Genomic DNA, 19,051 nt, shown 5'->3' with positions numbered 1-19,051 from the left:
ACGCTGTGAACCTGGTCGCGGTTGACAAACGCCTGGTGTGGTGCGGTTCGTGAGCACCCCTTTGTCACGGGCGCACACTTCCCGCCCCGGCCGGGCGCACGGTGCTCCACAATGGGCCGCGTGGCGGAGAACGAGGGTGAGCGGCTGATCGCGGGCCGCTACCGGCTGGGCGGCCTGCTCGGCCAGGGGTCGATGGGCACGGTGTGGGCGGCCTACGACGAGTTCCTCCGCCGCAACGTCGCCGTCAAGGAGGTGCGGCTGCCGCCGGGGATGCCCGCCCGCGAGGCCGACGAGCTGCGCGAGCGGACCCTGCGCGAGGCGCGGGCCATCGCCGTGGTGTCGCACCCGAACGTGGTCACCCTGCACGACGTCGCCCAGGAGGACGGCGAGCCGTTCGTGGTGATGGAGTACGTGCCCTCGGTCAGCCTGGCCGAGCTGCTGCGCGACCACGGCCCGATGGGCACCGCGCGGGCCGCGGTGGTCGGCGACGCGGTCGCCGCCGGGTTGCAGGCCGCGCACGAGGCCGGGATCACCCACCGCGACGTCAAGCCGGGCAACGTCCTGGTCGGACCGGACGGGCGGGTCAAGCTCACCGACTTCGGCATCGCCCGCAACGTCTCCGAGCGCACGCTGACCAAGTCCGGGGTGATGCTCGGCTCACCGGCCTACATCGCCCCGGAGATCGCCGCGGGCGGGAACGTCACCCCGCGCGCGGACCTGTGGGGGCTGGGCGCGACCCTGTTCGCCGCGGTCGACGGGCACGCCCCGTACGACCCGGACGGGCAGGTCGTGGCCACCCTGGCCGCGGTGGTCGACGGCGAGGTGCCGCAACCGGAGTACGACGGCCCGCTGCGCGAGGTGATCACCGGGCTGATGGTGAAGGACCCGGCCGCCCGGCTGCCGCTGGACCGGGTCCGCGAGCTGCTGCACCCGCTGCTGCCCGGCCCCGGCGACCGGGTGTTCGACGAGCTGGCCATCCCGGTGCGGGAGCTGGAGCGGCCCACGGTGGTCACCGAGCCGGTCGGGGCGCCGACCCCGCAGAGCGAGGTGAGCGCCCCGCTGGCGGCGGTGCCGGGCCCGCTGCCGTTCGAGGGCACCCCGAGGCGCGGGCACCGGGGGTTGGCCGCGACGGTCGCGCTCGGCGCGGTCGCGGCGGTGCTGTTCGCGGCGGCGGCGACGGGCGGGTTCACCCTGGTCAGGGTGGCGGGCGGGGCCCCGCTCGCGCCACCGGTGACGACCACCTCGACGGTGCCCGCGCCCACGGCGTCGGTCCGGCAGCTCGTGCCGCGCGCCGCCGACGCCTCACCGCTGGCGGGCACCCAGGGCGCGGCGTTCTCCGTGCCGGTGCCGGAGGGCTGGGTCAAGTTCGTCGAACCGCGCCGCACCACCGGACTGCCGGACAGCACCCGGGTGCACTGGGTCTCCCCCGACGGCGGGTCGCAGGTGACGGTGGAGCGCTACGCGGGCTTCTCCGGCGGGAGCACGCTGCCGGAGTACCTGCGGGCACTGGCCGGGCAGAGCCCCGGCTATCAGCTCGTCGGCGGACCGCAACCGGACGGGGAGGGCCCGCGGCAGGTCACCTACCGCACCGCCGACAGCGCCCAGGGCACCCGGACCGCGCCGAGCGCGGCACCGCTGATCCGGTCGAACTTCGCCTCCCTGGTCACGGTCGGCGCGGACCTGTGGGTGGTCGGCGTGTCGGTGCCGATCGAGCAGGAGGACTCGGGTCAGCGGATGCTGTTCACCCAGGTCGCCCCGGGCTTCAAGGTCACCGGCTGAACCGCGGTTCCCGCCACCGCGGGCGGCGGCCCACCTCAGACCAGGGCACCCACGCCCGCTCCCAGCACCTCGTCCGCTTCCGCCGACCGGTGCCAGTGCGCTCCCGGGTCGTCGAACGCGTCCTGGTAGTCCGGGCCCGCGATGGGCCGGGCGGCGAGCAGTTCCTCCGGCAGGTCGAAGGCGTCGACCATGGTCCGGGCTGGTCCGACGAGGTCGGCGATGGCGTCCTCGACCAGGTCGGGCAGGGTGTGGACCTGCTCGGGGTCCAGGTCGCCCGCGGCGAGCAGGGTTCCGCTGTGCGCCTGGAGGCGGCGCAGGGCGAACAGCCGGTGCGCCGAGTGCAGCACGCGGGCGGCGGTCGGGTCGGCGGCGCGCTGGGCCCACCCCAGCAGGGCGGCGGCTGCGAGGCGCTCGGCGCGCGCGGTCACCGCCGCGAGGGCGTGCGGCGCGGCGGCGTTCCAGCGGCGCAGGCCGCCCGCGGTCGCACCGCGCAGCCGCGTGCGACCGGTGGCGAGCAGGCGGCGCTCGACCGCGTGCAGCAACCACCCGAGGTGGTCGGGGTCGTCGAGGTGGCGGGTGCCCGCCGGGCGGGGCGGGTCGGCGGCCGCGAGCAGGAGTTCGGCGCCCGCCTTGGCCCACAGGGCGGTGTTGTCGCCCTCGGCGGTGATCGCGCCGTCCAGGTCGGCGGCGAGGGCGCTGAGGCCGTTGACCGGCAGCAGCCCCTGCGCCCCGCAGCGCTCGCGGCACTCGGTGGCCACGGCGCGGGCCTGCCAGGTCGTCCAGCCCTTGGTGATGGCGACCAGCCGCTCGGCGTCGGCGGTGTCCTCGGCGTCGGCCGGGTCGTGGTCCGCCCACCGCAGCACGGCGGTCCGGTGCAGCGCGGTCATGGCGTAGCAGGTGACCAGGGCCTCGACCAGCGGGCCGTGGTGGCTGCGGTGCTCCCAGACCGGCGTGCGGGTGCCCGCGCGGGCGCCCGCGACGTGGCGGTGCCCGCTGTAGCGGATGGCGACGGTCACCGCCGTGCGGGCCGTGCCGAGCGCGCAGGCGCTCATGCACAGCTTGCCGGTGGTGACCCGGCCGATGCTCGCGAGGAAGCGCTTGCGGCTGCTGCCCAGGGAGCTGGTGAACCGGCCGCGGGCGTCCAGCCTGCCGTGCGCGCCGGTCAGCAGGGCGGAGCCCGGCAGCCGGACCCGGTCGAACGAGGTCAGGCAGTGGTCGACCGGGCTGCCGGGGCGCGCGGGCAGGGGGCGGACGGTGACGCCGGGCAGCGTGCCCCCCGCGTCGCTCAGCGGGACCAGGAACAGGAAGACGCCGTGGTCCTCGCCGCCCACCAGCAGGCGGGCCGCGACGACCGCGCTCTTGGGGCCGCCCGCGGGACCGGTGTTGGGCATGAACTTCTGCGCGGCGGCGCCGGGGGTGTGCAGGGTGAACGCGCCGGTGTCCGCGTCGTGGGTGGCGGTGGTCTCCAGCCGGGCGGCGTCGTTGCCGTGGCCCAGTTCGGTGCACAGGAAGGTGCCGATCCGCTCCATCGGGGCGAACTCGTGCGGCGACCGCCGCTCGTGCCGGTCGTGGTCGAGCAGGCTGCCCAGGAACAGGTTGTAATGGGTGCCCGCGACGACGGTCAGCGGCCCGTTCGCTGCGGCGATCCACTCGTGCATGGCGGCCAGTTCGCGCGGGTTCCCCGCCAGCGCGACCGGGTCGACCTCGCGGTTGAGCAGGCGGAGCTGGTCGTAGGTCGCCGCGGTCTGCTCGGCCGCGGTGCCCCGGCGGTCCTGGTGCAGGCGCGGGTCGGCCACGAGGCGGCGCCAGAACCCGTGCTCCGCCCCCGCGTCCCCATCGAACAACAGGCGCGTCAGCTCACGGCGGTGGCGGTCCATGCCGTGGTCCCCTTCCCCCGTGGGCCGGTCGCGCCGCTGATCCGGCGCGGTGTGGACCGGTCGTCCTGGACGATCATCGGCGGAGCGCGCACGACGTTGCGCGATCGGCATGAAGATCACCCGAAGGTGCGGTTTCACGGGCGGGGCGACGGAGCCGCCGGGATCGGTGGCCGGGCGCGGCTAGGGCTCGGGGTAGCGCTTCAGGGCCTCGTTGACCTGGGCCAGGCGGCGCAGGGCGGCGAGGGCGGAGTCGCCGAGGACGATGCCGACGACCACGCTCTCCAGCCGCTCGTCGAGGCTGGCGGCGCCGTCGAGGTAGTCCAGGTCGGACTCGGCGACCGCGGCGCAGGCGGCGGCGTAGCGGGGCAGCACCTCGACCAGCCGCTCGTGGCCCAGTGATCCGGCGGTGACCAGCACGCCCACCAGGGCCTGGGCCGCCGGGTGGTCGGGTGGGCAGTTCCAGCCGAGGGTGTCGATCAGGGTGGCCACCGCTTCCTCGGCGGCGGCGCGGGCGGGGTCGTCGGTGGGTGGTGGGGACCGGAAGACCGCGAGCTGCACGGTGCCGAGGGTCTTGCCGACGGCGGGGTCCGGGGCGTCGACGGTCTCCAGCACGTCGCGCACCGCGGCGATCGGCAGGCCGCCCACGTCGACCAGGGCGCGCACCAGGCGCAGCCGGTGCACGTGGGTGTCGTCGTAGCTGGCCTGGTTGGGGCTGGTGCGCTCGCCGGGGGGCAGCACGCCTTCGCGCAGGTAGTACTTGATCGTCGCCACGGCGACCCCGCTGCGCCTGCTCAGTTCCGCGATCCGCACGTCTCTCCGCTCCGGTTGCCCCTTGACACGGATAGTGTACTTATCGATAGTAGCGAGTACCACTATCCATTCTGGTTCTGAGGGGGACCGCGATGACCTTGCCCGCGCGAGGAGTACGGATCAGGCACTGGCACCGACCACTGCTGGTGTTCACCGGGGTGATGGCCGCCCTGGCGGTGGTCGCCGTGCTGGGGCTCGTGGTCGACGACCGCGTCCTGTTCGGGGCGCCGATCTGGCTCAAACCGCTCAAGTTCGCCCTGTCGTTCGTCGCCTACAGCCTGACCTGGGCGTGGCTGCTGTCGCTGCACCCGAACCCGCCGCGCGCGCTGGGCCGGGTCGGGACGGTCCTGGTCGGCGCGTCGGCCGTGGAGATGGTGATCATCGTGGCGGCGGCCGTCCGCGGTGTGGGCAGCCACTTCAACGTCTCGACCCCGCTGAACGCCGCCCTGTTCAACGTGATGGGGGTGACCGTCGTCGTGCTGTGGGTGGGCACCCTGTTCCTGTCGCTGAAGGTCGGCGCGCAGCGGTTGGCGCCCGCCCCGGAACTCCTGGCGATCCGGCTCGGCATGGCGATCGCGCTGGTCGGGATGCTCGTGGGCGTGTTGATGCTGGTGCAGCCCTCCGGTGTCGACGGGATCTCCGGGGCGCACACCGTCGGCGCGCCGGACGGCGGCCCGGGGATGGCGCTGACCGGGTGGAGCACCGTCGCGGGTGACCTGCGCGTCGGGCACTTCGTCGGGATGCACGCCCTGCAAGCGCTGCCGCTGGTCGCCTACCTCATCCGCCGCCTCGCCACGCCGGTCCGGCTGCGGCTGGTGGCCACCGCGGGCGCGGGCGCGCTCGGCCTGACCGTCCTGGTGACCTGGCAGGCGTTGCGCGGGCAGGCACTGCTCGACCCGGACGCCCTGACCGTGGGCGCCTACGTGTTGTTGATCGTCGGTGTGGCGGCGAGCGCGCTGCCCCGCAGGGAAGCGGTGCGCGCATGACCTCGTTGCTGTTCGACCTGTCGTTCTACCTGGCCGCGCCGTTCTGGCTGCTGATGATCGCCGCGCCGCGCTGGGGGTGGACGCGGAGGATCGTCGCCTCACCGCTGATCGTGCTGCCGGTGCTGGTGGTGTGGCTGTTCCTGGCCGTGCCGGTCTTCCCGGACCTGGTGTCGCTGGTGCTGCGGCCCACGCTCGACGGGCTGGTGGAGTTCGTCCGGGACGACCGCGGCCTGGCCGCCCTGTGGGCGCAGATCATCGCCTGGGACCTGTTCCTCGGCCGGTGGGTGTACCTCGACTCGCGGGAGCGGGACGCGCACCCGCTGATCATGGCGCCGCTGCTGGTGCTCACCGTGCTGCTGTCCCCGATCGGGCTGCCGCTCTACCTCGCGTCACGCCGGTGGCTGGGCGGGCGATCCGCGTAGGCTGCCGCGCGTGACCGAGATCGATGCTGACCCGCAGGGCTTCGCCGAACAGGCCGCGAAGGCACTCGCCGAGCGCACCGGGCACGACCGCCACGACCTGGCCGTCGTCCTGGGCTCCGGCTGGCGGCCCGCCGCCGACGAACTGGGCACCGCCGACGCCGAGGTGCCGGTGGCCGAGCTGCCCGGCTTCCTGGCGCCGACCGCGGTCGGCCACGGCGGCACCATCCGCTCGGTCGCCGTCGGGGACAAGCGGGTGCTGGTCGTCCTCGGTCGCACGCACGTCTACGAGGGCTTCGGCATCGCCAGGGCCGTGCACGCGATCCGCACCGCCGCCGCGGCGGGCGTGCGGTCGGTGCTGCTGACCAACGCCGCGGGCTGCCTCAAGGAGGGCATCGCGGTCGGCCAGCCGGTGCTGATCAGCGACCACCTCAACCTGACCGCGTCGTCGCCGCTGGTGGGGGCGAACTTCGTCGACCTGACCGACCTGTACTCGCCCCGGCTGCGCGCCCTGGCCCGCGAGATCGACCCGACCCTGGTCGAGGGCGTCTACGCCGGGCTGCCCGGCCCGCACTTCGAGACGCCAGCGGAGATCGGCATGCTCCGCGTGCTGGGCGCCGACCTGGTCGGCATGTCGACGGTCCTGGAGGCCATCGCCGCCCGCGCGCTGGGCGTGGAGGTCTTCGGGCTGTCGCTGGTGACGAACCTCGCCGCGGGCATCACCGGGGAGCCGCTCAACCACCTGGAGGTGCTGGAGGCGGGTCGCGCCGCGGCCAGTCGGATGGGCGGGCTGCTGCGCGAGCTGGTCGCCCGCTCGTGACCCGCCTCGGCCCGGACCTGCGCGACCGCGCCTACCGCTGGCTCGCCGACGACCCCGACCCGGACAGCAAGCTGGAGCTGCAACGGGTTCTGGCCTCGGCCATGGGCGGCAGCGCGGAGGCGGTCGACGAGCTGGCCGACCGCCTCTCCGGTCCGCTGACCTTCGGCACGGCGGGCCTGCGCGGGCCGGTGCGCGCGGGCCCGAACGGCATGAACCGCGCCGTGGTCATCCGCACCACCGCGGGCCTCGCCGCCTGGCTGACCGCGGGCGGCCACGGCGGCGGGGTCGTCGTGGTCGGCCGGGACGCCCGGCACGGCTCGGAGGCCTTCTGCGCCGACACCGCCGGGGTGCTGGCCGCGGCCGGGTTCGACGTGCGGGTGCTGCCGCAGCCGCTGCCCACCCCGGTCCTGGCCTACGCCGTCCGCTCCCTGGGCGCGGTCGCGGGCGTGCAGATCACCGCGTCGCACAACCCGCCCGCCGACAACGGCTACAAGCTCTACCTCGACGCGGGCGCGCAACTGGTGCCCCCCGCCGACCGCGAGGTCGAGGCGGCCATCGCCGCCGCCCCCGCCGCGGTGTCCGTCCCCCGCTCCCCCGACTGGACCTCCCTCGGCGACGAGGTGCTGGAGTCCTACCTGGACCGGGCCGCGGCGCTGCCGCGCGGCACCGCCCGCGAACTCCGGGTCGCCGCGACCGCCCTGCACGGGGTGGGCGCGGGGCCGCTGGCCCTGGCGCTGAACCGGGCGGGCTTCGTCGACGTCAGCGTGGTCGCCGAGCAGGCCCGGCCCGACCCCGACTTCCCCACCGTCGGCTTCCCCAACCCGGAGGAGCCGGGGGCCACCGACCTGCTCCTGGCCAAGGCCGCCGAGGTCGGCGCCGACCTGGCCATCGCCCTCGACCCCGACGCCGACCGCTGCGCCGTCGGCGTCCCCACCCCCGACGGCTGGCGGATGCTCACCGGCGACGAGACCGGTGTCCTGCTGGGCTCCCACGTCCTCGCCACGCTGCCCCCCGAGGCCCGCGCGGCGGACCCGCTGGTGGCCACCACGATCGTCTCCTCCTCCCAGCTCGCCTCGATCGCCGCCGCCCACGGCGCCCGCCACGACGCCACCCTCACCGGCTTCAAGTGGCTCGTCCGGGCGGGCGACGGCCACGGCACCGGCCTGGTCTTCGCCTACGAGGAGGCCCTGGGCCTGTGCGTCGACCCGGACACCGTCCGGGACAAGGACGGCATCTCCGCCGCGGTCCTCGCCTGCGACCTCACCGCCACCCTCCGCGCCGCGGGCCGGACGCCCCTCGACGCCCTGGACGACCTGGCGGTGGCGCACGGCGTCCACCTGACCCGCCAGCTCTCGGTGCGGGTGACCGACCTCAACCGGATCGCGGAGCTGATGGCGTCCCTGCGCGCCACCCCGCCCACGGCCTTCGCGGGCACACCGGTCACCGCCGAGGACCTCCGGCCCCGGGCCGACGTCCTGCGCTACACCGGCCCCGGTACCCGGGTGATCGTCCGCCCCTCCGGCACCGAACCGAAGATCAAGGCGTACCTGGAAGTCGTGGCCCCGGTCCCGTCGCCCGACGCCCTCCCCGACACCAGGGCGTCGGCCACCCGCACCCTCGACGCCCTGGCGGCGGAGGTCTCCGCGCTCCTGGCCTGAGACCAGGCTCGCGTTGCCGCGCCACGGGAAGGTCGGCAGCCTGGACCGGTGCCCAGGCTGCTGATCGTCCACCACACCCCGTCCCCCGCGCTGCACACGATGTTCGAGGCCGTCGTGTCCGGGGCGAACGACCCGGAACTGACCGAGGTCGAGGTCGTCAAGCGCCCGGCCCTGTCCGCGACCGCGTCGGACGTCCTGTCAGCGGACGGGTTGGTCCTCGGCACCCCCGCGAACATCGGCTACATGTCCGGTGCCCTCAAGCACTTCTTCGACACCGTGTACTACCCGGTGCTGGATTCGGCCAAGGGGACGCCGTTCGGGTTCTACGTGCACGGCAACCAGGGCACCGAGGGCGCGGTGCGCTCGGTCGAGTCGATCGCCAAGGGTCTCGGGTGGACACCCGTCGCCGAGGGCGTGGTGGTGCACGGGGAGCCGGACAAGCGGGCGCTGGAGCGGTGCTGGGAGCTGGGCGCGACCGCGGCGGCGACCCTGATCGGCTGAGGCACCGCCGATCGGCCGAGTCACCGTCCATTCGGACGAGTAACCGCCCGCGGTCGAGTCACCGTCCGAATCGGACGGGACACGGAGCGAACAGCCCGGCGAACAGGCGAAACGGGGTCGCCGCGGAATGCGATGTGCCGGGCAGAGGCGATCGTTGAGCCGTCACAGACCCGGCTCCCCACGCCCCGGGGGGTGTGGACGGTGTTCCTTCGCGGTGATGCCCCCACCGCGGAGGAACCCGCCACCCCGGGCGCGTTCAGATCCCCAATTGCCCCATGGCGGCCTCCGGGTAGCGCGTTCCGGCGGCGGGCGGGACGGCCGCCTCGATCGCGGCCAGGTCCTCCGCCGACAGCTCGATCGACGCCGCCGCCACGTTCTCCGCCAGGTACGCGCGCCGCTTGGTGCCCGGGATCGGCACCACGTCGTCCCCGCGCGACTGCACCCAGGCCAGCGCGAGCTGCCCGGCGGTGACCCCGCGCTCGTCGGCCAGCGAGCGCAGCGCCGCCACGATCGCCTGGTTCTTCTCCAGGTTCTCCCCAGTGAACCTCGGATGCGTCCCGCGCGTGTCCCCCTCGGCGACGTCCGCGGCGGTGGTGAACCGGCCCGCCAGGAACCCACGGCCGAGCGGGGAGTAGGGCACGACGCCGACACCGAGTTCGCGGCAGGTGCCCAGGATCTCGTCCTCGATCTCGCGCGACCACAGCGACCACTCGGTCTGCAACGCGGCGATCGGGTGCACCGCGACCGCCCGCCGGATGGTCCCCGCCCCCGCCTCCGACAGCCCCAGGTGGCGCACCTTGCCCGCGGCCACCAGCTCGGCCATGGCGCCCACGGTCTCCTCGATCGGCACCGACGGGTCGACCCGGTGCTGGTAGTACAGGTCGACGTGGTCGACGCCCAGCCTGCGCAGCGACGCCTCGCACGCCTCCCGGACGTAGGCCGCGTCACCGCGGACGCGGCGCTTCGACGGGTCGTCCGGGTCGCGCGAGACGCCGAACTTCGTGGCCAGCACGACCTCGTCGCGGCGACCCGCGATGGCCTTGCCGACCAGCACCTCGTTGGTGTGCGGGCCGTACATGTCCGAGGTGTCGAGCAGGGTGACCCCGGCGTCCAGGGCGGCGTGGATGGTGGCGGTCGACTCGGTGTCGTCGCCCCCGCCGTAGAAGTCGCTCATGCCCATGCAGCCCAGGCCCTGCGCGGAGACCTCCAGCGCCCCGAGGTGCCGCTTCTTGAGTGTGCTCACTGCTGTCCTCCTGATCAGTGCCCGATGGCGCTCTGCATCGCGGCGGTGTAGCGCTCGCCCGCGACCGCGTCGGCCGGTGCGGCCGCCTCGACGGCGGCGATGTCGTCGGCGGAGAGTTCCAAGGTTGCGGCCGCGACGTTCTCGGCCAGGTAGGTGCGGCGCTTGGTGCCCGGGATCGGCACCACGTCCTCGCCGCGCGACTGCACCCAGGCCAGCGCGAGCTGCCCGGCGGTCACCCCGCGCGCCCGCGCCAGCTCCTCCAGGGCGCGCACGATGACCAGGTTGCGGTCGAAGTTCTCGCCGGTGAAGCGGGGCAGCGCGGCGCGCATGTCGCCCGCGCCGTACTCGGCCCTGGTGACCCGGCCGGTGAGGAAGCCGCGGCCGAGCGGGGAGAACGGGACGATCCCGATGCCCAGCTCGCGGCAGGTGCCGAGCACCTCGTCCTCGATGCCGCGGGTCCACAGCGACCACTCGCTCTGCAGCGCGGCGATCGGGTGCACCGCGGCGGCCCGGCGGATCGTGGCCGCGCCCGCCTCGGACATGCCCAGGTGGCGGACCTTGCCCTCGGCCACCAGCTCGGCCATGGCGCCGATGGTGTCCTCGATCGGCACCGACGGGTCGACCCGGTGCTGGTAGTACAGGTCGACGTGGTCGACGCCGAGCCTGCGCAGCGAGGCCTCGCAGCACGCGCGCACGTGGTCGCGGTCGCCGCGCACCGCGAGGCCCTTGGCCGCGTCGGTGGAGACGATGCCGAACTTCGTCGCCAGGACCACCTGGTCGCGGCGGCCCTCGACGGCCTTGCCGACCAGTTCCTCGTTGACGCCGTTGGCGTAGGCGTCCGCGGTGTCGAGCAGGGTCACCCCCGCGTCGAGGGCGGCGTGGATGGTGGCGGTCGATTCGACGTCGTCGCCCCCGCCGTAGCCGTGGCTCATGCCCATGCAGCCCAGGCCCTGCGCGGAGACCTCCAGCGCGCCGAGGTGTCGGGTGGGGAGGGTCATGCGGTGGCCTCTCTCAGCTCGGTCGTCTCCGCGGCGCACATGCGCTCGTAGTTGTCGATCTTGTAGTCGAGCACGTCCAGGCAGGACCTCAGGTCGGCCAGCCGGGCCAGCACGTCCTCGCGGTGCCGCTCGAGGATTCGCTTGCGCGGTGCGGCGCTGGCGACGCCCTGGTGGCGCAGCCGGGCGTACTCGCGCATCAGCTTGATGGGCATGCCGGTGGTGCGCAGCCGGGTGAGGAACGCCAGCCAGTTGAGGTCGTCGTCGGAGTAGGCCCGCCTGCCGCCGGAATCGCGGGCGGGCGGGTCGATCAGTTCGATGCGTTCGTAGTACCTGAGTGTGTCGATCGACAGCCCACTGCGGTGGGCCGCCTCGGCGATCGCGTAGGTCACGGTGTCGACGGTAGAAGCTGGAGTGCACTCCAGGTCAACTCGGGCGGCGGTGCCCACCCCGTTCGGGCGGTGCGCGCGGTCGACCTCGCGCACCGGGTCGGCGGTGCCGCCCGGCCCCGGCGGCGACGGGAACCGGCCGGTCCCGGCGTCGAGGTGGCGGGGGTCACCCCGGACCCGGGTACGCTCCCGGGGTGCCGCGACCGAAGACCCACGACGACGCTCTCCGTGTCCGGCTGCTCGACCGCGCCGGTGAGCTGCTGTCCAGCGAGGGCGCCTCCGCCCTCAGCCTCCGCCGCCTCGCCGCCGACGCCGACACGTCGACGACCGCGGTGTACTCCCTCTTCGGCGGCAAGCCCGCGCTGGTCCGCGAGCTGTACGTCGAGGCGTTCCGCCGCCTCGGCACCCGCCTGCGCGCCGTCGACACCGCGGGCGACCCCGCCGAGGCGCTCAACCGCCTGGGCACCGCCTACCGGCAGAGCGCGCTGGCCGACCCGCACCTGTACGGGGTCATGTTCGGCGGCGTCATCCCCGGTTTCGAGCCGGACGCGGAGGCCACCGCGGAGGCCCTCGCCGCGCTGGCCCCGCTGCTGGAGGTGATCACCAACGGCATCGGCTCCGGGGTGTTCACCGCCGAGCGCCCCGAGGACATGGCCATGGCCTGCTGGGGGATCGTGCACGGGCTGGTGTCGCTGGAACTCGGCGGCACCCTCCCACCGGACCTCGACAGCGCCAAGACCTACGAGCTGGCCGTGCGCGTCAACACCGAGGGCTGGAGCCGCCGCGGCTGAGGCTCAGACCGCGCCGTACTGGCGGTCGCCCGCGTCGCCGAGGCCGGGGACGATGAAGCCGGAGTCGTTGAGCCGCTCGTCGACGCTGGCGGTGACCAAGCGGACCGGCAGGCCCGCGCCGCCGAGGAACTCGATGCCCTCCGGGGCGGCCAGCACGCAGATCGCGGTGACGTCGGTGGCGCCGCGCTCCACCAGCAACCGGATCGTGTGCGCCATCGAGCCGCCGGTGGCCAGCATCGGGTCGAGCACGAACACCGGGCGGCCGGAGAGGTCCTGCGGCAGCGACTCCATGTAGGGGGTCGGCTGCAACGTGGTCTCGTCCCTGGCCAGGCCGACGAAGCCCATCTGGGCGTCCGGGATGAGCTTGTGCGCCTGGTCGGCCATGCCCAGCCCGGCCCGCAGCACCGGCACCAGCAGCGGCGGGTCGGCCAGCCAGTACCCGTCGGTGCGCGCGACCGGGGTGTGAATCCGCTCGACCCGCACCGCCGCGCCGCGCATCGCCTCGTAGGTGAGCATGACGGTCAGCTCCTGCAGCGCGGCGCGGAAGGTGGCCGCGTCGGTGCGCGCGTCGCGCAGCACGGTGAGCCGGGCCTTCGCCAGCGGGTGGTCCACGGTGAGGACGTCCATGGGCGGACACGGTAGCGGCTGACCTCGGCCGAGATCCGCGACACCGCGAACGGGCGGCCTCCCACCCGCTACCCTCGATCGTGTGACAGAGCAGCCGAGCATCCCCGGTCCGGACGAGATGCGCGCCTCGAACGCCGACCGCGAGCGGTTCGCCAAGGTGCTGCACGACGCGATGGCCGAGGGCAGGCTGACGGTCACCGAGATGGAGGAGCGGCTGGACCGGGTCTACGCCGCGAAGACCTTCGGCGAGTTGCAGCCGGTGCTGCGCGACCTGCCGAACCAGGTCGTGCCCGCGCAGCAGCACCACGTCGTCCAGCCGCAGCCGCAGCCGGGCGCCCCGAGCCGGATCGGCGGGCGGGGCACCTCGGCCACCGCGGTGGCCATCATGTCCGGCGCCCAGCGCACGGGGGTGTGGACCGTGCCGCCGACGTTCAACGCGGTCGCGGTGATGGGCGGGGTGGAGCTCGACCTGACCCACGCGCGGTTCGAGGACCGGGAGACCACCATCCAGGCGTTCGCGCTGATGGGCGGGGTCGAGATCATCGTGCCGCCGGACATCACCGTGCACGTCGACGGCGCCGGTTTCATGGGCGGCTTCGGCGGTGGCCGGGTGTCCAACCAGGTCGGCCCGCCCGGTGCGCCGGTCCTGCGGATCACCGGTTTCGCCCTGATGGGCGGGGTCGACGTCCGCGGCCCGAAGAAGTCCCGGCGCGACCGCGACCGGATTTCGGAGTGAACCTCATCTCTTCCGCCGCCCCGCGTGTCACGCCGGGCGGGTGATCGACGATAGGGGGGCATCCCGCCGTCCCCCGCCGGAGGTTCCGCGCATGTGGCTGTTCACCCGCAAGAGATCCACGGCCACGCTCGTCGCGCCCCCACCGATCCCGGACGACCGGCTCGCGCTGCCCGACCACGGCCGCGTCCCGGTGCTCGGCGCCGATGACCACCAGGCCGAACTCGCGGTCGCCGCCGACGGCGGTCCGCACCCGACCACCACGGCGGCGCTGGTGCCCGAACCGGGCGCGGCGGTGCGGGTCGACGTCCTCGTCGGCGACCGCAACCTGACCGTGGGCGCGCTGCCGGAGGCGATCGGCGCCGAGTACCGCGACGCCCTGGCGCGGATCGGCGAGCGCGGGCAGGTCGGCACCTGCCCGGCGCGCATCACCGGCGGCGGCGACACCCCGTTCGGCGTCTACCTGCTGCTGGCGCCGCCGCGCGACGTCGAGGTGGTCACCGGGGCGCGCGACCCGATGGTGGCCGCCGAGACCGGTGGCCGGGTGCGGCTGTGGGGCGAGCGCACCTGCTCGGTCACCCGCGAGGAGGACCACCAGGACGCGCTGGCACCGCACGCCCCGCCCGCGGGCCGCGACACCCACCAGGTGCCCGCCACGCTCGGGTTCTGCGACATCGACAGCGGTCGCTACCGGGGGGAACAGGCCATAGAGGTCCTCCTCGGCGGTCGGCGGGTCGGGCAGCTCACGTACGCCATGAGCGTCCGCTACGCCCAGCCGGTGCGCAAACTGCTGTCCACAGGCGTCGAGGTGACCTGCTCGGCCGTGACCAGGCGCACCCACGACGGGGTGCGGGTGGACCTGCTGTTGCCGCAGCTCAGCGACTGACCCCACCGGGTCGGCGGGGCGGCAACCCAGCCGCAACGCCGCGGTGACGGCGGCACAACACCGGGGGCGCCCAATGGGCGCATGAGCGACGGTGTGAGCGCGGTGCCCCGGTCCCGCGGCGCGACGGCGGACCTCGACCACGTCGGCCTGCGGTTCCGCACCGTCCACGGCTACCGCCGGGCGTTCCGGATGGCGGGCAGCGGCCCGGCGGTCCTGCTGGTGCACGGCATCAGCGACAACTCCGGCACCTGGCTGCGGGTGCTGTCGCGGCTCGCCCGCGACCACACCGTCATCGCCCCCGACCTGCTCGGGCACGGCGAGTCCGACAAGCCGCGCGCGGACTACGCGGTGGCGGCCTACGCCTGCGGCCTGCGCGACCTGCTCGGCGTGCTCGACGTCGACCGGGTGACCGTGGTCGGCCACTCCCTCGGCGGCGGGGTGGCCATGCAGTTCGCCTACCAGTTCCCCGAGCGCTGCGAGCGGCTGGTGCTGGTGGGCAGCGGCGGCGTCGGCCGCGAGGTGCACCCGGTGCTGCGGCTGGCCGCGATGCCGGGCGCGGAGCTGGCGATGCCGTTCGTCGCCTCGGCGCCGATGCGGTCGCTGGTCGCCGGGGTGCTGCCCGCGCTGTCGCGCTTCACCGGCCTGGACTTCGGCCCGGACCTGTCCTACGCGCTGGAGCGCTACGCCGCGCTGCGCGACCCGATGGCGCGCACCGCGTTCCTGCGCACGCTGCGCTCGGTGGTCGACGTGCGGGGCCAGGTCGTCACCATGCTCGACCGCTGCTACCTCACCCGCGGCATCCCGACCCTGCTGGTGTGGGGCGCCGAGGACCGGATCATCCCGGTCGCGCACGCCGAGCTGGCGCACGCGGCGATGCCGGGCAGCAGGCTGGCGGTGTTCGACCGCTCCGGGCACTTCCCGCACCAGAGCGAGCCGCACCGGTTCCTGGAGGTGCTGGGCGGGTTCATCCGCGAGACCGCGCCCGCCGAGTACGACCCGCGGGTGTGGCGGGCGATCCTGCGCGACGGCCGCGACCCCGAGCGGGCCACCGACCCGGTGGTCGCCGCGCGGGTCGACCGGGCCACCGTGTCCTCCGGCTCCTGAGAGTTGTCCACAGGCTGATCTGGGCGCCGCAACCGGAGTTGTCCACAGGTCTGACGCGGAGGGCCGACGTGGGCGTTCCCTCGCCCTAGACTCGGTCCCATGCCAGAGACAGACACGGCGGCACAGCCGTCGACCCCCGCGGCGGGCGGGACCGGGTCACCCCCCGCGTTCGCCGACGCCGTGCGGGACGAGACGTCCCTGCGGCGGTTCCTGCACGGGTTGCCCGGGGTCGACGCCGTGGGCCTGGAGCAGCGCGCGGCCGGTCTCGCGACCCGCAGCATCAAGAAGGACAGCAAGCTGTGGGCGATCGACACCGCGATCTCCATGGTCGACCTGACCACGCTGGAGGGCGCCGACACCGAGGGCAAGGTGCGCACCCTGTGCGCCAAGGGCCGCAGGCCGGACCCGGAGCACCCGGACGTCCCCCGGGTCGCGGCGATCTGCGTGTACCCGGACATGGTGGCGACCGCCGTCGCCGCGCTCGGCGACAGCGGGGTCGGGGTGGCCAGCGTGGCCACCGCGTTCCCGTCCGGGCGCTCCAGCCTGCGGGTCAAGCTGGCCGACACCGCGTACGCGGTCGAGACGGGCGCCACCGAGATCGACATGGTGATCGACCGGGGCGCGTTCCTCTCCGGCCGCTACGGGCAGGTCTTCGACGAGATCCGCCAGGTCAAGGCGGCCTGCGGCACCGCGCACCTCAAGGTCATCCTGGAAACCGGCGAGCTGGCCACCCCCGACAACGTGCGCCGCGCCTCCTGGCTCGGCCTGCTCGCGGGCGGCGACTTCATCAAGACCTCCACCGGCAAGGTCTCCCCCGCCGCGACGCTGCCGGTGACCCACGTGATGCTCCAGGCGGTGCACGACTGGCACGCCGCCACCGGCGAGCTGCGCGGGGTCAAGCCCGCGGGCGGCATCCGCACGACCAAGGACGCGATCCGCTACCTGGTGGCCGTGCACGAGGTCGCCGGGCCCGCCTGGCTCGACCCGCACCTGTTCCGGTTCGGCGCCTCCAGCCTGCTCAACGACCTGCTGATGCAGCGCCGAACCCAGCTCCAGGGCCACTACAGCGGCCCCGACTACGTGACGGTGGACTGATGACGACCTGGGAATACGCCCCCGCGCCCGAGTCGCGCGACATCGCCAACCTCAAGCCCGGCTACCGGATGTTCCTCGACGGCGAGTTCGTCGAGGGCGGCGGCGAGCCGCTGAAGTCGATCAACCCGGCGACCGAGGAGGTGCTGGCCGAGGTCTCCACCGCCGACCGCGACGACGTCGACCGCGCGGTCAAGGCCGCGGGCCGGGCGCAGGAGCGGGTGTGGGGCCCGATGCCCGGCGCCGAGCGGGCCAAGTACGTCTACCGGATCGCGCGGCTGATCGCCGAGCGGGCCCGCGAGCTGGCCGTGCTGGAGTCGCTGGACAACGGCAAACCGATCCGGGAGTCCCGCGACGTCGACGTGCCGACCGCCTCGGCGCACTTCTTCCACCACGCGGGCTGGGCCGACAAGCTCGACTTCGCCGGGTACGGCCCGGACCCGAGGCCGCTGGGCGTGGCCGGTCAGGTCATCCCGTGGAACTTCCCGCTGCTGATGGCCGCGTGGAAGATCGCCCCGGCGCTGGCCTGCGGCAACACCGTCGTGCTCAAGCCCGCGGAGACCACCCCGCTCACCGCCCTGGTGCTCGCCGAGATCATCCAGCAGGCCGAGCTGCCGCCGGGGGTGGTCAACGTCCTGCCCGGCGCGGGCGACGTCGGCGCCGCCGTCGTCGGCCACCCCGGCGTGCACAAGGTCGCCTTCACCGGCTCGACCGACGTGGGCAAGTCGATCCAGCGCTCGCTGGCCGGTTCGGGCAAGAAGCTCACCCTGGAGCTGGGCGGCAAGGCGGCCAACGTCGTCTTCGACGACGCCCCGCTCGACCAGGCCGTCGAGGGCATCGTCAACGGCATCTTCTTCAACCAGGGCCACGTCTGCTGCGCGGGCTCGCGGCTGCTGGTGCAGGAGTCGGTGGCCGAGGAGGTGCTGGAGAAGCTGCACAAGCGGGTGGCCACCCTGCGCGTGGGCGACCCGCTGGACAAGAACACCGACGTGGGGGCGATCAACTCGCGCGAGCAGCTCACCAAGATCCAGGAGCTGGTCGCCTCCGGCGAGTCCGAGGGCGCCGAGCGCTGGACCAGCCCGTGCCCGGTGCCGGACAAGGGCTTCTTCTTCGCCCCCACCGTGTTCGCGGGCGTCAGCCAGGCCATGCGCATCGCCCGGGAGGAGATCTTCGGCCCGGTGCTGTCCGTGCTGACCTTCCGCACCCCGGACGAGGCCGTGGCCAAGGCCAACAACACCCCCTACGGCCTGTCCGCGGGGGTCTGGACCGAGAAGGGGTCCCGCATCCTGTGGATGGCCGACCGGCTGCGCGCGGGCGTGGTCTGGGCCAACACCTTCAACCGCTTCGACCCCACCGCCCCCTTCGGCGGCTACCGGGAGTCCGGCTTCGGCCGCGAGGGCGGCCGAGCGGGCTTGGAGGCCTACCTCGATGTCTGATCGCATCTCCGTCGCCAAGACGTACAAGCTCTACCTGGGTGGGGCGTTCCCGCGCTCGGAGTCGGGGCGCACCTACCCGGTCACCGACGCCGGGGGGAAGTTCCTCGCCAACGCCGCGCACGCGTCCCGCAAGGACCTGCGCGAGGCGGTCGGCGCGGCCCGCACCGCCTTCGGGAAGTGGTCGGGCGCGACCGCCTACAACCGCGGCCAGGTGCTCTACCGGGTGGCCGAGGTGCTGGAGGGCAGGCGCGAGCAGTTCACCGCCGAGGTCGCCGCCTCCGAGGGGGTCGCGGTCGAGCAGGCGCGGACCCTGGTGGACGCCGCCGTCGACCGGTGGGTCTGGTACGCGGGCTGGACCGACAAGCTGGCCACCGTGCTCGGGGCGGCCAACCCGGTCGCGGGCCCGTACTTCTCCTTCTCCGTGCCGGAACCGACCGGCGTGGTCGGGGTGCTGGCGCCGCAGCGGTCCTCGCTGCTCGGGCTGGTGAGCGTGCTGGCCCCGGTGCTGGCCACCGGCAGCACGGCCGTCGTGGTCTCCAGCCGGGAGCGACCGCTGCCCGCCATCACCCTGGCGGAGGTGCTGGCCACCTCGGACGTGCCGGGCGGGGTGGTCAACCTGCTGACCGGGTCCGCCGCCGAGCTGGGGCCGTGGCTGGCCGCGCACGGCGACGTCAACGCCCTCGACCTCACCGGCGCCCCCGCGGAACTGCGCGCGGAGCTGGAGGCCGCCGCGGCGGGCACGGTCAAGCGGGTGCTGCGGGTGCCGCCGACCGAGCCGGACTGGACCGAGCCGCCGGGCATCACCCGGCTGCGGTCGATCATGGAGCTGAAGACCGTCTGGCACCCGATGGGCGCCTGAGGACCCGCCGGGCACCCGGGTTCCGGGTGCCCGGCGCACACGAAAT

General features: G+C 74.3%; 19 protein-coding genes. 13 read left to right on the top strand and 6 right to left on the bottom strand.

What is annotated here, in order from left to right:
• Positions 1-111: 111 nt before the first annotated feature.
• Complete coding sequence (locus tag UO65_RS19690; RefSeq protein WP_052021381.1) at positions 112-1,779, top strand: serine/threonine-protein kinase; 1,668 nt, start codon at positions 112-114, stop codon at positions 1,777-1,779.
• A 35-nt stretch (positions 1,780-1,814) separates the two neighbouring features.
• Here the strand turns inward: UO65_RS19690 and UO65_RS19685 are convergent, their stop codons facing one another.
• On the bottom strand, positions 1,815-3,656 hold the full coding sequence (locus UO65_RS19685) for an acyl-CoA dehydrogenase family protein (protein WP_063935972.1): 1,842 nt from the start codon (positions 3,654-3,656) through the stop codon (positions 1,815-1,817).
• Positions 3,657-3,836: 180 nt separating this feature from the next.
• Complete coding sequence (locus tag UO65_RS19680; protein ID WP_035284724.1) at positions 3,837-4,466, bottom strand: MerR family transcriptional regulator; 630 nt, start codon at positions 4,464-4,466, stop codon at positions 3,837-3,839.
• Positions 4,467-4,558: 92 nt separating this feature from the next.
• Here UO65_RS19680 and UO65_RS19675 point away from each other — a divergent pair, with 92 nt between their 5' ends.
• The 5 genes from UO65_RS19675 to UO65_RS19655 are packed head-to-tail and all read left to right on the top strand — an operon-like array spanning position 4,559 to position 8,850.
• On the top strand, positions 4,559-5,452 hold the full coding sequence (locus UO65_RS19675; RefSeq protein WP_084175903.1) for a hypothetical protein: 894 nt from the start codon (positions 4,559-4,561) through the stop codon (positions 5,450-5,452).
• Positions 5,449-5,874 carry an ABA4-like family protein gene (locus UO65_RS19670; protein ID WP_035284723.1) on the top strand — a complete coding sequence of 142 codons (426 nt, stop codon included), beginning with the start codon at positions 5,449-5,451 and terminating at the stop codon, positions 5,872-5,874. The genes UO65_RS19675 and UO65_RS19670 overlap by 4 nt, the downstream gene beginning before the upstream one ends.
• Before the next feature lie 10 nt (positions 5,875-5,884).
• Entirely contained in the window at positions 5,885-6,691 is an 807-nt protein-coding gene (locus UO65_RS19665; protein WP_052021380.1) for a purine-nucleoside phosphorylase, read from the top strand.
• Positions 6,688-8,349 (top strand): phospho-sugar mutase, encoded by a 1,662-nt coding sequence (locus tag UO65_RS19660; protein WP_035284722.1) that lies wholly within the window; start codon positions 6,688-6,690, stop codon positions 8,347-8,349. Before UO65_RS19665 ends, UO65_RS19660 begins: the two co-directional genes overlap by 4 nt.
• Positions 8,350-8,397: 48 nt before the next feature.
• Positions 8,398-8,850, top strand: a complete 453-nt coding sequence (locus UO65_RS19655; RefSeq protein ID WP_035284721.1) for a flavodoxin family protein — start codon at positions 8,398-8,400, stop codon at positions 8,848-8,850.
• Between the two features lie 256 nt (positions 8,851-9,106).
• Here the strand turns inward: UO65_RS19655 and UO65_RS19650 are convergent, their stop codons facing one another.
• The 3 genes from UO65_RS19650 to UO65_RS19640 form a co-directional block, all read right to left on the bottom strand.
• Positions 9,107-10,030: an aldo/keto reductase gene (locus tag UO65_RS19650; RefSeq protein WP_084175909.1), complete on the bottom strand. Its 924-nt coding sequence runs from the start codon at positions 10,028-10,030 to the stop codon at positions 9,107-9,109.
• Between the two features lie 77 nt (positions 10,031-10,107).
• Positions 10,108-11,091, bottom strand: coding sequence for an aldo/keto reductase (locus UO65_RS19645; RefSeq protein ID WP_035284717.1), 984 nt, complete (start codon positions 11,089-11,091; stop codon positions 10,108-10,110).
• Positions 11,088-11,480, bottom strand: a complete 393-nt coding sequence (locus tag UO65_RS19640; protein ID WP_035284715.1) for a MerR family transcriptional regulator — start codon at positions 11,478-11,480, stop codon at positions 11,088-11,090. The genes UO65_RS19645 and UO65_RS19640 overlap by 4 nt, the downstream gene beginning before the upstream one ends.
• A 191-nt stretch (positions 11,481-11,671) precedes the next feature.
• Here UO65_RS19640 and UO65_RS19635 point away from each other — a divergent pair, with 191 nt between their 5' ends.
• Positions 11,672-12,268 carry a TetR/AcrR family transcriptional regulator gene (locus UO65_RS19635; protein WP_035284713.1) on the top strand — a complete coding sequence of 199 codons (597 nt, stop codon included), beginning with the start codon at positions 11,672-11,674 and terminating at the stop codon, positions 12,266-12,268.
• A 3-nt stretch (positions 12,269-12,271) separates the two neighbouring features.
• Here UO65_RS19635 and upp read toward each other — a convergent pair whose 3' ends face one another.
• Positions 12,272-12,895, bottom strand: coding sequence for a uracil phosphoribosyltransferase (gene upp, locus UO65_RS19630; protein WP_035284711.1), 624 nt, complete (start codon positions 12,893-12,895; stop codon positions 12,272-12,274).
• Positions 12,896-12,977: 82 nt separating this feature from the next.
• Here upp and UO65_RS19625 point away from each other — a divergent pair, with 82 nt between their 5' ends.
• The 6 genes from UO65_RS19625 (at position 12,978) to UO65_RS19600 (ending at position 19,005) form a co-directional block, all read left to right on the top strand.
• On the top strand, positions 12,978-13,631 hold the full coding sequence (locus tag UO65_RS19625; RefSeq protein ID WP_035284709.1) for a DUF1707 SHOCT-like domain-containing protein: 654 nt from the start codon (positions 12,978-12,980) through the stop codon (positions 13,629-13,631).
• 91 nt (positions 13,632-13,722) lie between these two features.
• Entirely contained in the window at positions 13,723-14,514 is a 792-nt protein-coding gene (locus tag UO65_RS19620; RefSeq protein WP_035284707.1) for a hypothetical protein, read from the top strand.
• Between the two features lie 189 nt (positions 14,515-14,703).
• Positions 14,704-15,618 carry an alpha/beta fold hydrolase gene (locus tag UO65_RS19615; protein WP_233427757.1) on the top strand — a complete coding sequence of 305 codons (915 nt, stop codon included), beginning with the start codon at positions 14,704-14,706 and terminating at the stop codon, positions 15,616-15,618.
• Positions 15,619-15,717: 99 nt separating this feature from the next.
• Positions 15,718-16,713, top strand: coding sequence for a deoxyribose-phosphate aldolase (deoC, locus tag UO65_RS19610; RefSeq protein WP_035284706.1), 996 nt, complete (start codon positions 15,718-15,720; stop codon positions 16,711-16,713).
• The gene (locus UO65_RS19605; protein WP_035284704.1) at positions 16,713-18,146 is read left to right on the top strand and encodes an aldehyde dehydrogenase family protein; all 1,434 of its coding nucleotides are present in this window, start codon (positions 16,713-16,715) and stop codon (positions 18,144-18,146) included. Before deoC ends, UO65_RS19605 begins: the two co-directional genes overlap by 1 nt.
• Positions 18,139-19,005, top strand: a complete 867-nt coding sequence (locus UO65_RS19600) for an aldehyde dehydrogenase family protein (protein ID WP_035284702.1) — start codon at positions 18,139-18,141, stop codon at positions 19,003-19,005. Before UO65_RS19605 ends, UO65_RS19600 begins: the two co-directional genes overlap by 8 nt.
• Positions 19,006-19,051 lie beyond the last annotated feature (46 nt).

It is taken from the genome of Actinokineospora spheciospongiae (assembly GCF_000564855.1).
GTDB lineage: Bacteria > Actinomycetota > Actinomycetes > Mycobacteriales > Pseudonocardiaceae > Actinokineospora > Actinokineospora spheciospongiae.
This window is presented reverse-complemented; position numbering and strand designations above follow the sequence as displayed.

Excerpts from the sequence above, each read along its gene's own strand:
- UO65_RS19690 (WP_052021381.1), top strand. The coding sequence starts at position 112 with ATGGGCCGCGTGGCGGAGAACGAGGGTGAGCGGCTGATCGCGGGCCGC.
- UO65_RS19615 (WP_233427757.1), top strand. The coding sequence starts at position 14,704 with ATGGCGGGCAGCGGCCCGGCGGTCCTGCTGGTGCACGGCATCAGCGAC.
- UO65_RS19670 (WP_035284723.1), top strand. The coding sequence starts at position 5,449 with ATGACCTCGTTGCTGTTCGACCTGTCGTTCTACCTGGCCGCGCCGTTC.
- UO65_RS19645 (WP_035284717.1), bottom strand. The coding sequence starts at position 11,091 with ATGACCCTCCCCACCCGACACCTCGGCGCGCTGGAGGTCTCCGCGCAG.
- upp (WP_035284711.1), bottom strand. The coding sequence starts at position 12,895 with ATGGACGTCCTCACCGTGGACCACCCGCTGGCGAAGGCCCGGCTCACC.
- UO65_RS19600 (WP_035284702.1), top strand. The coding sequence starts at position 18,139 with ATGTCTGATCGCATCTCCGTCGCCAAGACGTACAAGCTCTACCTGGGT.
- UO65_RS19650 (WP_084175909.1), bottom strand. The coding sequence starts at position 10,030 with ATGGGCATGAGCGACTTCTACGGCGGGGGCGACGACACCGAGTCGACC.
- UO65_RS19685 (WP_063935972.1), bottom strand. The coding sequence starts at position 3,656 with ATGGACCGCCACCGCCGTGAGCTGACGCGCCTGTTGTTCGATGGGGAC.
- UO65_RS19675 (WP_084175903.1), top strand. The coding sequence starts at position 4,559 with ATGACCTTGCCCGCGCGAGGAGTACGGATCAGGCACTGGCACCGACCA.
- UO65_RS19620 (WP_035284707.1), top strand. The coding sequence starts at position 13,723 with ATGTGGCTGTTCACCCGCAAGAGATCCACGGCCACGCTCGTCGCGCCC.
- UO65_RS19605 (WP_035284704.1), top strand. The coding sequence starts at position 16,713 with ATGACGACCTGGGAATACGCCCCCGCGCCCGAGTCGCGCGACATCGCC.
- deoC (WP_035284706.1), top strand. The coding sequence starts at position 15,718 with ATGCCAGAGACAGACACGGCGGCACAGCCGTCGACCCCCGCGGCGGGC.